The organism is Marinomonas fungiae (genome assembly GCF_001418205.1).
Classification (GTDB): Bacteria; Pseudomonadota; Gammaproteobacteria; order Pseudomonadales; family Marinomonadaceae; genus Marinomonas; species Marinomonas fungiae.
In genome coordinates, this window is the sequence record NZ_LIQF01000017.1 from 1 (window position 1) to 13595 (window position 13595).

Annotated in this window: 12 protein-coding genes; 3 read left to right on the forward strand and 9 right to left on the reverse strand. The window is 45.9% G+C overall.

The features are described 5' to 3' along the window. Positions 1 to 201: 201 nt before the first annotated feature. From tnpC to pobA, 9 genes are all read right to left on the reverse strand, one after another. On the reverse strand, positions 202 to 1794 hold the full coding sequence (gene tnpC, locus ASC49_RS17430) for an IS66 family transposase (protein ID WP_055464447.1): 1593 nt from the start codon (positions 1792 to 1794) through the stop codon (positions 202 to 204). 39 nt (positions 1795 to 1833) lie between these two features. Further along, entirely contained in the window at positions 1834 to 2193 is a 360-nt protein-coding gene (tnpB, locus tag ASC49_RS17435; protein ID WP_055464446.1) for an IS66 family insertion sequence element accessory protein TnpB, read from the reverse strand. Between the two features lie 60 nt (positions 2194 to 2253). Then, positions 2254 to 2529, reverse strand: coding sequence for a hypothetical protein (locus tag ASC49_RS17440; protein WP_055464526.1), 276 nt, complete (start codon positions 2527 to 2529; stop codon positions 2254 to 2256). 306 nt (positions 2530 to 2835) lie between these two features. Beyond that, a complete protein-coding gene (locus tag ASC49_RS17445; RefSeq protein ID WP_072242173.1) occupies positions 2836 to 3963 on the reverse strand; it encodes an IS91 family transposase in 1128 nt (375 codons plus the stop codon). After that, on the reverse strand, positions 3960 to 4811 hold the full coding sequence (locus ASC49_RS17450; protein WP_055464528.1) for a tyrosine-type recombinase/integrase: 852 nt from the start codon (positions 4809 to 4811) through the stop codon (positions 3960 to 3962). The genes ASC49_RS17445 and ASC49_RS17450 overlap by 4 nt, the downstream gene beginning before the upstream one ends. Before the next feature lie 889 nt (positions 4812 to 5700). Beyond that, positions 5701 to 6987, reverse strand: coding sequence for a TRAP transporter large permease (locus tag ASC49_RS17455; RefSeq protein ID WP_055464529.1), 1287 nt, complete (start codon positions 6985 to 6987; stop codon positions 5701 to 5703). Further along, positions 6984 to 7499 carry a TRAP transporter small permease gene (locus ASC49_RS17460; protein ID WP_055464530.1) on the reverse strand — a complete coding sequence of 172 codons (516 nt, stop codon included), beginning with the start codon at positions 7497 to 7499 and terminating at the stop codon, positions 6984 to 6986. Before ASC49_RS17460 ends, ASC49_RS17455 begins: the two co-directional genes overlap by 4 nt. A 108-nt stretch (positions 7500 to 7607) precedes the next feature. Next, positions 7608 to 8636, reverse strand: a complete 1029-nt coding sequence (locus ASC49_RS17465; protein ID WP_055464531.1) for a TRAP transporter substrate-binding protein — start codon at positions 8634 to 8636, stop codon at positions 7608 to 7610. Between the two features lie 260 nt (positions 8637 to 8896). Continuing rightward, positions 8897 to 10099, reverse strand: coding sequence for a 4-hydroxybenzoate 3-monooxygenase (pobA, locus tag ASC49_RS17470; protein ID WP_055464532.1), 1203 nt, complete (start codon positions 10097 to 10099; stop codon positions 8897 to 8899). 251 nt (positions 10100 to 10350) lie between these two features. Between pobA and ASC49_RS17475 the strand changes: the two genes are divergently transcribed. From ASC49_RS17475 to ASC49_RS17480, 3 genes are all read left to right on the forward strand, one after another. Next, on the forward strand, positions 10351 to 11214 hold the full coding sequence (locus tag ASC49_RS17475; protein ID WP_055464533.1) for a helix-turn-helix domain-containing protein: 864 nt from the start codon (positions 10351 to 10353) through the stop codon (positions 11212 to 11214). Between the two features lie 148 nt (positions 11215 to 11362). Then, positions 11363 to 11536 carry an RSP_7527 family protein gene (locus ASC49_RS19920; protein ID WP_169787816.1) on the forward strand — a complete coding sequence of 58 codons (174 nt, stop codon included), beginning with the start codon at positions 11363 to 11365 and terminating at the stop codon, positions 11534 to 11536. Positions 11537 to 11778: 242 nt separating this feature from the next. After that, a complete protein-coding gene (locus tag ASC49_RS17480; protein WP_055464534.1) occupies positions 11779 to 13572 on the forward strand; it encodes a bifunctional diguanylate cyclase/phosphodiesterase in 1794 nt (597 codons plus the stop codon). The last annotated feature ends 23 nt before the right edge of the window (positions 13573 to 13595 follow it).

Sequence of the window (13595 nt, forward strand, 5' to 3'; positions counted from 1 at the left end):
GTAAGCGTCTGGGCATCCACACCTTGAGTCTATTTTTTGACCTAAAACAGCTTTCTGATACTCAAGTGATGCAATCCAACACTGATATCTTTATGGTATGTCTAAGGTAGAGAGCTATGGATAGTTTAAGCTCCCAAGGACGGGAGCTCTACCTTTCTTCAGGAAGATCCTGAGCCGCATGGAGGCGGCGAGAGTGATTTGTCAGTGTGTCAGTTTGATGTTCCATGGTAATAAGTCATCAAGATCCACTCCCTTTTCCCGCTTCGGCAGTTCTTCAAACAGCTTCACAAGATAATCATAGGCAATCAAGCCATTGGCTTTGGCGGTTTCGATCAAGCTGTAAAGGTTCGCACTCGATTGCGCGCCGTTTGCTGTGTTGGCAAACAACCAATTTTTACGTCCAATCACAAACGGCTTGATGGCTCGTTCGGCGCGGTTGTTGTCGATATTGAGGCAGGGATCGTCAACGTAACGGATCAGTTTATCCCATTGGTTTAGACTGTAGTTCAGAGCTTTGGTCAGTTTGTCTGATGGTGGCTTCTGTGAAACCGTTTTCTCTAACCATGCTTTGTAATCTGCAAGCGCTTGCGGCGCATGGGCCTGACGATAGGCAAACGCTTCTTTAGTCGTCTTACACTGCTGTGCTCGGGCTTCAATCGCATACAGCTTTTGAATATGGTTCAGTGCTAGCGTATGTTTGCCCGCTTTTCCCTTGGGGGACGTTTTTGCAATGTCCATGAAGTAGCGACGTGCGTGGGCCCAGCAACCGACCAGCTGTGCGTCTGTTTGTTCATAAGCACCATAGCCATCAACCTGTAGGTAGCCTTGATAATTTTTTAAGAACGTTTTGGGACATTGTCCTGATCGCGAGAGCTGGAAGTCGTACAACACGATGCGTTGAGCCCCCGATGCTAATAATTTGGGGGGTGAGACATCTTGATCAGTACCACTGCAATACACCCACATGTAGCAGGTGTTTTTTGCTTCTTTGACCACATTCAGTGTGGTTTCATCTGCATAAAGTGCTGGTTGCTCCAGCAGCACTTCATATAAGCGATCATAAATAGGCTGTATCGCGATCGCACATTTTTCTATCCAGTCCGACATCGTTTGTCGGCTTAGCTCAATGCCGTATTGCTTAAACAGGGCTTCTTGGCGATACAGCGGCAAGGCGTATTGATATTTACCACTGATGATTTGCGCTAACAATGATGGGGTGGCGATGCCTTTTGGAATAAGACTTGGCTCAGGAGCTCGTTGCTTAATCTGTACACTAGTCCCCGTTTGATCACATTGTCGGCATGCATATTTCGGGCGAACGGTTTCAATAACTTTTAGTTGAGCGGGGATAAACTCTAGACGCTCTGCCTTGTCTTCCCCCATACGATGCAGGGCACCATGACAACCGTCACAGACTTTTTCACTGTCCGCAATATCGAGCAGCACCACTTCACGAGGTAGGTCTTTTGGCAAAAGCTGACGCTTTGGTTGCTTACGAGATTGTGCAATTGGTGTGTCAATCGCTTTATGCTCTGTCTCTTCTTCGAGCAGAGATTGTGGTTCATCGAATAACTCGCCTTGACCGGGCATGGCCTCAGAGCTTTTGCCAAACGCACGCTGACGAGCCAGTTGCCATTGTTCTAAAACATGCTGATAGCGTGATTGCCACTGCGTGATTTCGGTGTCTTTTTTGGCAATCTGTTGATCTTTTTCAGTCAACATCTGTCGCTGCTCAAGCAACATTTTCTTAAGCAGTTCAATATCGTCAGGGAGGTCATTCATTGTCTTCATCATGGCGTGGATTATACCATAACGGCCTTAACATAAAGCGTATTAGCCATGATATCGATATACAACATGTGGATGCGCTTGCTCTAATTCGAGAGGCAATCCTTCAAGCAGCCAATGTAACTGGCGTGTTGAAATGGTGAGAGACAGCTCATCATCTTCGATCCCTGGCCACTTAAAGGCCCCTTTTTCCAAACGCTTATAGTGCAACCAAAAACCATTTGCAGACCACTGCAAAATTTTGAGGCGGTTACGAGTGCGGCCACAGAAAACAAACAGTCGATCAGAGCAAGGTTCCTGCTCCAATTCATAGGCTACGATGGCACACAATCCATCAATAGATTTACGCATATCGGTTGGACCGCATATCAATATGACAGGCAAGGACTCAGAAAACCCAATCATGATTTATCTCCGTAAAAATGGAGAGGTTAGTGTGATTGAATTAACGAGTGAATGTGTAGATTACCGGACGCTTACCATTACTAATGCAAGCCACTGATACCAAATTTTTGTATTGATATTAAGACTAGCGCCTGTCATTTGATAACGTTTACTGCCCTCATGAAAAGCAATATATACACTTGCAGCACAAATTAATGCCCCAGAACGCTGAAACCAATAGAGTTCATTTGTATCCGAAATATCTGATAGGAAAGCAATAACAGCACATATAACAACAAATACAGTTGGTACCCAAACATTAACAACCAGGGACACTCTCGATTCTTGATGACTCATTTATATTCCACTTACGTATAACAATTAAGGGTTATACGGCAGCGTAGCTGCGGCTATAACCCACTGTTGAACGGCTGCGTTGTCTATATAGGGGATTTGCTTTTTTCATGGTGGGACTTCCCTGTTTAATAACTCGCTTAATACCAAAGTCTGTTTGGACTATGCCGTTTCAGAGCGTCTTTGATCGCCGCTATGTTGGTTCTTAATGTACCCTTTTGTAGCGTGATTTGACCAGAGAGGCAAGCGATTCCCTCAGGCCTTATGACCCGATCTGTTTTTATACGCTGATCTCGCCGTTTGCTAACGCTAACTGCTATTGTCCCATGACAACATAGGGACCATTTTTGCCACTTTATTCTCTGATACATCGCCAAGATAAATAACTGTACGTTCTCCACAAGCAGGGCATGAACAACTTGATTCAGCCGTCTTTTCACTGTCTCCATTGGCTTTAGGTTCGCTGCCTAACTGCTTATCTACCCGTTTTTTCACTTTGGCTCTTATGGCATTAGACAAACAGCCATAGTGCCTGATTCTCATAAATCCTTTGGGTAAGACATGGAGTAGAAAACGTCTTACCAGTTCTTGTGGTGTGAGTGTTAACAGAGACTGCTTGCCAAAACGATAGTCACGATATTGAAGGCTGATTTTGTCGTTGCTCCACATCTGGAAACGATTGTTAGATAAGGCAATTCGGTGGCTGTAACGGGCTAAGTAGCTGACTAATGTCGAGCGATATTCAATCGCTGATTTACAATAGACCACCCAAGGCTTTTGCATTAAAACATTCAGTAGCTGACTCACCTCCGCTTTGGATAGCGATGGCAATAACCCCTCGCTAAAAGCGGCTCTTAGTTGACTGACCATGGCACCTCTAAAACGATTTGATAACAGTTTCACCGGAAGAAAATAGTGTTTCCTCAGACTATGCCAGCCTTGATCTCTATACACGCCAGAGGGAACCAAGGCATGGAGGTGAACATGTCGCACCAATGTTTGGCCCCATGTGTGTAAGACCCCTGTCATACCTGCCCGTCCTTTGTGTTTTCGTTGGCTTAACTCATTCAATGCTCGCCATGCAGCGTGAAACAAGGCGTCGTAAATCACTCGATCGTGTTTGGCTATCCAAGCGTTTAGCTCATGAGGCAGCGTAAAAACGATGTGAAAATATGACACTGGAAAACATCGTTCTTCCTGTCTCAATAGCCATTGTTCGCTTGCCTTCTTTTGGCACTGAGGACAATGCCTATCTCGACAACTATGATGCCAAAACCAATGATGACCACAGCCATGACATTGATACTTTCCTGTGCCCATGCGCTCGGTTCGACAGTCTTCTATATGATGTAGGACCTGCCATTGTCTCGCATTCGCCTGTATTTGCTGTTGTTCGTGGCAATAATGAATCACGCTCGCTAGGCTTATCCCGTTCATGATGGACACCAGGCGGACGACAATAAATCTTCACTATCTCGTCGCTTTAGATCCATCATCGCGATCCACTGCAGATAACGAAACGTGGTTTGTATCTGCTTATGGCCCAATAAGGCTTGCAACCGTGGTAACGGCATTCCTGCTAACAATTGATGACAAGCAAACGCATGACGCAGGCTATGGAAACGAATGCATTTATGGATCCCTGCACGCTTAGCGGCTTCTTTAGTCTCTAATCGCAAGTACTTACTATGCAGAGGACGATGCTTATCCAATCCATAAATCACCACATCGCAAGGTTCGTATCGTTGCCAATAGGCACCTAGCACCTGTTGCAAACTTTGCGGGAACAGCACGTAGCGATCTTGCTGCCCTTTCCCTTGCCTTACTTTGATGCAGTGATGAGTAAGGTCTAAATCATTGACTCGCAGCGCATTAATCTCACTGATTCTCATCCCTGTTGTATACGCCAACACCATGGCGACATACACTTTTGGATGCTGACAGCATCGGATCATCGCTTGCACTTCATCGGGATAGAGCAAGTCTGGAATTTTCTGAGATTTATTAGGATGAGGAAGTGATACCGGTGGCATCTCTTTGTTCGCAACTTTTCGATATAGAAAGTTAAGAGCATGTAATGCTTGGCGACAGCTTGACCAGCTCCAACCTCGTTCTCTTATTAGATACAGCAAGTACTGTTGGATATCGTTTTGATTGAGTTGATCGGGTGGCACTCGAAAATACCGAGCCACTTCCGTTAATTGGTATAAATAAGCTCTTTGCGTCGACACAGAGAAACCTTCAAGGATCATCCTGTCTATGACTTGCTGGCGTAAAGGGGTCATAACGAATCCTCCATTAGTGAGTGGAGGATTAAGTGTGGTTCTAAACGAGGGAATTAGGAGAGTCTGAGAAAGGACCCGCGAAGCGGCTTAGTTCAACATTTTTAATAATGCGCATGCTCGTTTATCCAATAAACCGGCGTGCTCGTTATTCTGTCTAGATTACACTTCTTAATTTAAGCTAACCAAATGATTTATAAATAAAAACTAATCAGGGTAACCCTCTCGCTATAGTGACAAACAAGCATGCTCGTTTTGTCGAATAACCGCGCATATCAGAGAAGGATAGAAAGTGAGACTTTCCGTCATCCATAACAGCAGTTGTTAAAGATTAAGCTATTCCCACGGTGTTTCCAATGATTTCAAACATCACAGAGATTCCATGCGTTTGATTCGCGCTGACGGTCGAAGGGAGGCACGACCGAAGATGTGCGCAAGCGAATAGAATTGCATGGAAGCTCCCTTAGCCACAAAAGCCGGAGTTAAAACTTATCCCCACTGAGGTTGCAAGATCGCTTCCCCGGACGAAGCCGGGTCGTACTAGGGCTTAATAGTTGTTAAGATCGTGGGATGTAAATTTCGAGGCGTTTGGTTGGCCTCAGCAGGAACGCTTATGGCTAAGAAGAAACGTAAACCTTGTCCCTATTGTATGAAAGCGCGCTGGTTGCTGTTGTACCTTGTTTGTATGGGGATGATCGGTCTGCTTTTCCTACAGCAATTTCTCAATCAGTAACCTTATAAAGCTGTTGAAAAGCCACTTAGTTATACACATTTCAATACTAGATCGGCGATTTTCACGCATTGTTGAAAACTTTTGACCGGTCATCGCAAGCCTTAAAAACAAAAAAGCGCCATGATTGATTCCATGACGCTTTCTGTTCGATCGCTCCCGTTAGAGCAAACCAACCGCTAAGGCTGGGAACAAAATAATCAGCCCCAGACGTACCACATCCGAAATCACGAATGGCAATACGCCTTTGTACATGGCACCAATGGAGATATGCGGTGCGACGGATTTAATCACAAAGACGTTCATTCCCACCGGCGGGGTAATCAAACCCAGCTCTACTGTGATGACTGCAATGATGCCGAACCAAATTGGATCAAAGCCTGCCGCTTCGACCAATGGGTAGACCACAGGTACGGTCAGCAATAGCATGGCAATACTGTCCATAACACAGCCTAGTAGTACAAACAGAATCAGGATGCAGAACAACACCATATAAGGCGATAGTTGTAGCGCATCCACCCATTCCACTAGGGTGAAGGAAATACGGGACACCGATAGGAAGTAACCAAAGATCTCCGCGCCGATGATCATAAAGAAGATCATCGCCGACATCACTAGGGTTTCTTGAATGGCTTCTAGGAATTGCTCAAAGCGCATACCACGCACTTGGGCAATGATCCAAGTGGCCGCAGCTCCCACAGCGGCGGCTTCGGTTGGCGTAAACCAGCCGGAGTAAATACCACCAATGATAAACAAGAAGACGCCTGTAAATGGCACCAAGCCTTTCAGACCGACCAGCTTTTGCTTAAAGGTCGTGGCTTCGCCCGGTTGCGCCATATTCGGATACAAGGTAACTAAAACTGCGACCGTTAACCCGTAGAGTACCAACCCAAGAATGCCTGGGATAACGCCCGCAATAAACATATCACCGACCGATTGCTCTGTGATCAGTGCATAAAGTAGTAAGGCGATCGAAGGTGGAATCATGATCCCCAAAGTACCGCCCGCCGCCAAAGTCCCTGTTGCTAGGGTTGGCGCGTAGCCGTTCTTTTCCATTTCAGGTAAGGCCACGCGCGACATACTCGCTGCGGTGGCCATGGACGAGCCTGAAATTGCTGAGAAAATGCCGCAAGACGTCACCGCCGCAAGACCCATACCACCACGCCAGCTGCCAAATAAGGTGCGGGCGCCGGTAAAGAGCTCTTGAGACATGCCTGCCTTGGAAGCAAACACACCCATCAAAATAAACATGGGGATGGGACTAAAGCTGTAGTTTGACAGGGTTTCAAACGGCCCTGTCGCTAGAATGGAAATCGCTGGGTCAAATGCGACGATCGTTCCAAAACCGATGAAGCCCATCGCCGCCATACTCAAAGCGATGGGAGCACGTAGGGCAATCATGATAAGCATGACTGCAATACAAGTTAAACCGATAGCTGTCGTACTCATGCGTCGTCACTCTTGTTGTTCGTTAGCACTAATGAAAACGCATTCAAAGTGGCAGATAAGCACAACATCGCCGTCGCAAAGGTCGCCACAGCGTAGAAATACGTCAACGGAATTAGTAGGTCTTGGGTGGTTTCATAACTCATGGCCGCTTCATCAATCAGATGAAAGAAACCATAGCTCATTGTTCCGCCCAAAAATGCGAAACACAGTAGGTAGAAGGCTTCAAACAAGCGCTTTTTACGCTCACTAAAGTTATCCGTGAACAAATCAACAATCACCTGAGAGCGACTCACAGAATGTGGCAGAATAAACAGAACCGTAAACAGCAGGAAGTATTTAACCAGTTCCACACCACCGATAAAGGTCAGGTCGACGGCTCCATCCGTAAGGGAGAATAACCCCCTTGTGATAACGTCTAGCAGGGTTGAGAACATCATCCCAATCAAGAAAACGCCACCAATCCAGTGCATTAGTAGCGTCAGCTTGCCAAATACACGAGAAAGTGAATTCATAACTAACTCCGAAGAAAGACAACGGCCAACCGAACGATCACTCAAATACGGTTGGCTATTGAAAGAGACGGCGCCTAAAAGCAGCACCGTCGGGACAAGCAGGTAAGATTATTTACAAGTTGTTTGGCTCAATTCCATCGCACGCGCATAAACTTTGTGCGCTGGTAAGCGTTTCTTCTCAAGCTCTGCTAGGTAATCTTCTGTCGCTTGGTACAACACTGGTTTCCATAGTGGATTTTCCGCACCGCCTTCGATCACATTAATTTTGTGGCCCATTTCCAAGGCTTGCTTGCGACCTTCTTCATCTAGACGGTCAAACGATGCAGCGGCGATTTTGGCCCAATCCATGCCGGAGTTATCGTCGATTACTTTCTTCAGGTCCGCTGGTAGCTTGTTGTAGAAAGATTTGTTCATGGTCGCGACAAACGAAAGTGTGTACAGACCGCCGACTTCCGTATGATGCGGCGTTAGCTCGTTAAGACGGAAGGTGTACTGACCTTCCCATGGCAATGACACACCGTCGATCACACCACGTTGTGCCGATTGATACGCATCGGGAGCAGGCATACCAACAGGTTGAGCCCCTAGACCCTCAAGAATCTTCGCTACTACCGCGGTTGGGCGACGGATACGTAGACCTTCTAGATCTTCCGGTGTGTTGATTTCTTTGCCGACCGTATGAATACCACCTGGACCGTGAGTGAAGAGGAACAAGGGTTTGGTCTCACGGTATTCTTTATCTAGGAAACCTTCATCGTAGATCGATTGCAGGACACAAGAACCTTGTGCCGCACTTTGCACCACCCCAGGTAGCTCAACGATTTGAGTCAGTGGGAAGCGGTTCGCCGTGTAACCTTGCACCGTCACCACCACATCAGCGATTTGGTTTTTTGCCGCATCGTATAACGCCGGTGGCTTGGCCAACGTAGAGGAAGGATACATTTCTACTTCAATACGGCCGTTGGATTGGCTTTCAATCGCTTCCGCCCATTTGTCGAAAATGTCTTTTTGCTGTCCCGCTACGGCAGGAAAGAAATGCGCAAAGCGTAGCGTGTAGTCAGCGGCCTGAACATTCGCCTGCATTAACGCAGTGGTTGCAACAGCCACCACGGCCGTTTGCTTTATTATTGTTTTCATAATGACGCCCCATATCTATTTTTTATTACTGTTCTAATCAATCCATCATTAACCTCCCTAAAACTAGCAACCTAGAGCAAGCATTGAAAATTAGTTATTAGAGTGAAGCATTTAAAAATTGGATAGTAGAAATACTAAACAGTTATATTTAAAACAAATATTGCATACCTGAAAGAGCGTCTAATTTTTATAGCATTTAGCCTATAAAAAAGGCCACTTAGTTTAAGTAGCCTTTATCAAAAAAGAATATCAGATATAACTTATTTAATATCTTCGTAAGGTAAACCAACGTATTGCATAGCAATCACACGTCGACCTTGTTCGTTGTCCGTGTAGAAGTTAAGTTCCGACTCCATAAAGCGAGAGAAAGTCTGCGAATCTGTACCATTCACTTCTACCTCACCAAAGTCGTGCATCATATTGGTCATCCACCAAGAGAAGCGCTCACCATGCCAAACGCGACGCAGACAGATCTCTGAGTACTGCATTACACAGTCTTTATCACCGTCTTTGTAAACACGAGTCATGATTTTGTATAACGTCGCTACGTCCGATGCCGCTAGGTTCAAACCTTTGGCACCGGTTGGCGGTACAATGTGTGCCGCATCACCCACTAGGAACATATTACCGTACTGCATTGGCTCACACACGAAGGAGCGCAGTGGTGCAATACTCTTCTCAATACTTGGGCCAGTTTCCATGGTTGCAGCCACATCAGCTGGCAGACGACGTTTTAGCTCGGTCCAGAAAGCGTCATCGCTCCAGTCTTCCACTTTGTCCGTTAGAGGCACTTGAATGTAGTAACGTGAACGGGTGGGTGAACGCATACTTGCCAAAGCAAAGCCACGATCGGTTTTGCAGTAAATCAATTCTTCATGGCAAGGCTTAGTGTCCGACAATAAACCTAACCAGCCAAATGGGTAAACACGCTCATGTTCTGTTTTCACTTCATCAGGGATGGTTTGACGAGACACACCGTGGAAGCCATCACAGCCGGCAATGTAGTCACACTCTAAGCGAACTTGTTCGCCGTCTTTTTCAAATGTTACGTACGGGGCATCGGTTTTCACATCATGCAGTTGTACATTCGAGGCTTCGTAAACCGTCGTCAGGCCGGCTTCTTTACGAGCATCCATTAGATCACGCGTCACTTCGGTTTGACCGTAAACCATTACCGTATCGCCGCCTGTTAGCTCGTCTAAAGCAATGCGCACGCGCTTGTCATTGAAAGCCAGCTCCACCCCCGTGTGGACTTCACCTTCGCGATCCATACGCTCTGACACACCGGCTTCACGCAGCAAGTCCACCATGCCTTGCTCAAGGACACCGGCGCGGATACGACCTAAAACGTATTCACCAGATACGCGCTCTACAATTACGTTATCAATACCTTGTTTTGCCAAGAGTTGACCGAGTAGTAAACCAGAAGGGCCTGCGCCAATAATCGCTACTTGTGTTTTCATTACGCTATACCTGTCTTATTTTTGTTCAGTATTGTGTTGCTGTGACTTAATAGTGAATAAAGACTGAACAAAAGAGCAGGAACTTTCTGGACATAAAATTGTACTTTTAGGACAGGTTAGGATTTAATAAAAATACATACATAAGACGAATTTAAATACAAAATCCCATTTTTTAGCGGATTTTATTGATTTTTATAGACAACATTCATTTTTTAGAATGACATTGATTTTTTGACGAAACTAAAAAAACGATGAAACATACCATTCCTCAGTTCGCTTTATATGGTGAAGGACGCTGGATTGATAACCCCGACTTTGTGCATATCGAAGACATCGCCGCACGAAGCAGCGACCTTGGTTGGCACATTAAGGCACATCAACACACTCAGCTATTGCAAATACTGTTGCTGAAAAGTGGCTCGGTGCAATTGCAAATGGATGCGGACAAGCGCTTTTTAGAAGGGCGTTGGGGCATTATTATTCCGCCCGGTACCGTGCATGGTTTTCGTTTCGCGCCGCAAACGGACGGTCGTGTACTGTCGATTTCAGATTCTTTATTGGGCAGTGATTACGCCAGCTCCGCTTTCATCAGAGCACCTGACTGTATTAACTTGAATGGCGAGCAAGAGGATTTCCAACATTTATGGCAGCTCTTAAATCTGTTGGAGTACGAGTTCCATCATATTAACAGCCATAAAAACGAGCTCATTGAGCATCTGTTAAAGTCCATCTTAGTTTATATCGAACGTCATCACGCCTCGGTCAGTGCTCAGCCACAAAGTCACGACGATCTTACCTTGCAGCGTTTAAAGGGTTTGGTAAACAACCATTTGAGGGAACATTGGAAACTCTGCGACTACGCCTCAGCGCTCAATGTCTCGGATAAGAAGCTTAACCGTTTGACACAACAGGCCTACGGCAAAACCGTCATACAATTGGTCCACGAGCATTTATTACTCGAAGCTAAGCGCCATCTGATTTACACCCAAAAGTCGGTCGAAGAGATTGCTTACGATCTTGGCTTTAAAGATCCTGGCTATTTCTCAAGATTTTTTAAACGATGTGAAGAAATGACGCCTGGGCAGTACCGACAAGCATCGGAAAAGCACAAATAAAAAAGACATAAACCATTGATTAAAAATACTTTCATTTAGACTGTTTAGTTTTTCTCATGTGTCTACTGAAAATTGATCGTTTGTCTATTTTATGGCCGATACGTACCATTCAAATCATCGATTAATACTCAATTTTTTGGAGACGACTATGAACTACGATATCGAAAACCTAGACACTGAATTTTACGTTGAACGCGCTTACGAACTACGTCGCAACTACATTGCAGCAGCCGTTAAATCTCTTGTAGCACGCATCAAAGCGACCCTAACTTCTGGCAAACGTACAACAGCCGCGCCACTACAAGGTAACCCAGCTCACTAATTCTGGTTCCCCTTGCTTGGCAGATCCCTGCCGGTATTCGTTACTGATCACAGAGTAAAAACAACAAACGATCAGCATAACGAAAGCTTTTTCCCTCTTGTTTTACACCTCCTAATTTAGCTGTTTTTAATCCATCACAATACTTGTGGCGATCGTCACCCTTAGCCTATCTGTCACATAACTGTCATCATTTGTTCATACCATAGCCGTCAGATTCTTTGCTAAATGGTAGCCATACGGAAATGCAACAAGACAGTGCTGCGTTACTCAATCAGATTTTAGAGGACAGTTTAATTACCCCCCTCTTTCAACCGATTTATGATCTCACTACCGGTCATATCTACGGCTATGAAGCACTATCACGTGGGCCTCAGGACTCTGAGCTTTTCCGTCCTGATGTCTTGTTTCCATTTGCCCAATCCCAAGGTCGCCTCCATGACTTGGAGCTTCTATGCCGCTCACAGGCCATTTCGCGTTTTGTTGAGCTGAAATTACCGGGCCAGCTGTTTCTTAACGTCAGTGCGTCTTTACTCAGCTCACCAGACCACCAGAAAGGCATGACTTTAGCGATTTTGAGAGAGCTTGGTATTAGTCAAAGCAATATTGTCATCGAGCTTTCTGAGCAGCACCCTTATGACCGTGATGGCCTAACCCACCAAAGCGTCGAGCACTACCGCGAAATGGGGTTTCAAGTGGCTATTGACGATCTAGGGGCTGGCTATTCGGGCCTGCGTCTTTGGTCTGAAGTGCGCCCTAATATTGTCAAACTCGACAAACACTTTATTGAAAATATTGACCGCGATGAAGTGAAGCGTGAGTTTGTTCGCTCCATTATTAATATTGCCCAGCGCTTACGTTGCGCCTTAATCGCTGAGGGCATTGAGCGTCAGGAAGAGCTAGATCAATTATTGGAGCTAGGCGTGCGCTATGGGCAGGGCTTTTATTTGCATCTTCCAAGCCTAATACCAGCCACAAAGCCGAACGACTACCTCATCACTCAAGCACAGCAACGGCGCCGCTTCCATCAGCAGCACGGTGAAACCGTACAGACCTTGTGCCAACAGTCCATCTATGTAGAAGAGACTCGACCATTAAGTGATGTTGCGCAGCTGTTTAAACAGAACAAAAATATCTTCGCGCTTCCTGTTTTGAAACATGGGAAACCGATTGGCCTGATTCGTCGCCATGCCTTGCACGAGCTTTTTTCAACGCCCTACGGTCGTGCTTTATATGAGAACAAGCCAGCCCTTTCAGTAACCTCAACCGATGTCATGATCGTTGAAAGCACCGTCTCTTTAGCCAGTGTGTCGGCCATGTTTACCGATCAAGAAACAGATTTTCTTAACAATGAAATCTTGATCGTGCGCGATGGATTGTATCTCGGCATTGGCCATTTAAAAGATCTACTTAAACGCATCACCGAACTAAAGATTCAAAATGCCACCTATTCCAACCCGTTGACCCTATTGCCGGGGAACGTGCCAATTAACCATGAAATCAATCGTCGTCTCTTGGCTGATCAAGATTTCTATGTGGCCTACTTTGACCTCAACAACTTTAAGCCTTTTAACGACTATTACGGCTACGCCAAGGGAGATGCTGTCATCCAATTACTGGGCAGCATTTTACGCAGCGTGGTTAGCCCTGATTACAACTTCATTGGTCATGTGGGCGGCGATGATTTTGTCGTGATTTTCAACGACGACAACTGGTGCCAGCAGTGTCAGGTGATTCTTGATCGTTTTGCTCAGGAAGTGATTCAGCTTTACGCGCCCGCAGAGTTAGAAGCAGGCGGCATTTGGACCAAGGGGCGCGATGGGCAGCATCAGTTTTTCGACATCCTCAGCCTCGCTGTTGGGGTTGTAAACCCCAACCCGAAAGTCTGTGACAGTCATCATTTTGTTGCCGAGCTGGCTGCACAAGCCAAGAAATCAGCCAAGCAACGTGGTGGCAACCAGATTTACCAACAGCCTTACCAATACTATTACGAAGAAGATTGCGCCCGAGACGACCAGCAAGATCGTTGTTGCAGTTAATCTCATCAATTCGACACCAAGAC

Coding starts and splice junctions, on each gene's coding strand:
- tnpC (WP_055464447.1), bottom strand. CDS start 1,794: ATGATGAAGACAATGAATGACCTCCCTGACGATATTGAACTGCTTAAG.
- tnpB (WP_055464446.1), bottom strand. CDS start 2,193: ATGATTGGGTTTTCTGAGTCCTTGCCTGTCATATTGATATGCGGTCCA.
- ASC49_RS17440 (WP_055464526.1), bottom strand. CDS start 2,529: ATGAGTCATCAAGAATCGAGAGTGTCCCTGGTTGTTAATGTTTGGGTA.
- ASC49_RS17445 (WP_072242173.1), bottom strand. CDS start 3,963: ATGAACGGGATAAGCCTAGCGAGCGTGATTCATTATTGCCACGAACAA.
- ASC49_RS17450 (WP_055464528.1), bottom strand. CDS start 4,811: ATGACCCCTTTACGCCAGCAAGTCATAGACAGGATGATCCTTGAAGGT.
- ASC49_RS17455 (WP_055464529.1), bottom strand. CDS start 6,987: ATGAGTACGACAGCTATCGGTTTAACTTGTATTGCAGTCATGCTTATC.
- ASC49_RS17460 (WP_055464530.1), bottom strand. CDS start 7,499: ATGAATTCACTTTCTCGTGTATTTGGCAAGCTGACGCTACTAATGCAC.
- ASC49_RS17465 (WP_055464531.1), bottom strand. CDS start 8,636: ATGAAAACAATAATAAAGCAAACGGCCGTGGTGGCTGTTGCAACCACT.
- pobA (WP_055464532.1), bottom strand. CDS start 10,099: ATGAAAACACAAGTAGCGATTATTGGCGCAGGCCCTTCTGGTTTACTA.
- ASC49_RS17475 (WP_055464533.1), top strand. CDS start 10,351: ATGAAACATACCATTCCTCAGTTCGCTTTATATGGTGAAGGACGCTGG.
- ASC49_RS19920 (WP_169787816.1), top strand. CDS start 11,363: ATGAACTACGATATCGAAAACCTAGACACTGAATTTTACGTTGAACGC.
- ASC49_RS17480 (WP_055464534.1), top strand. CDS start 11,779: ATGCAACAAGACAGTGCTGCGTTACTCAATCAGATTTTAGAGGACAGT.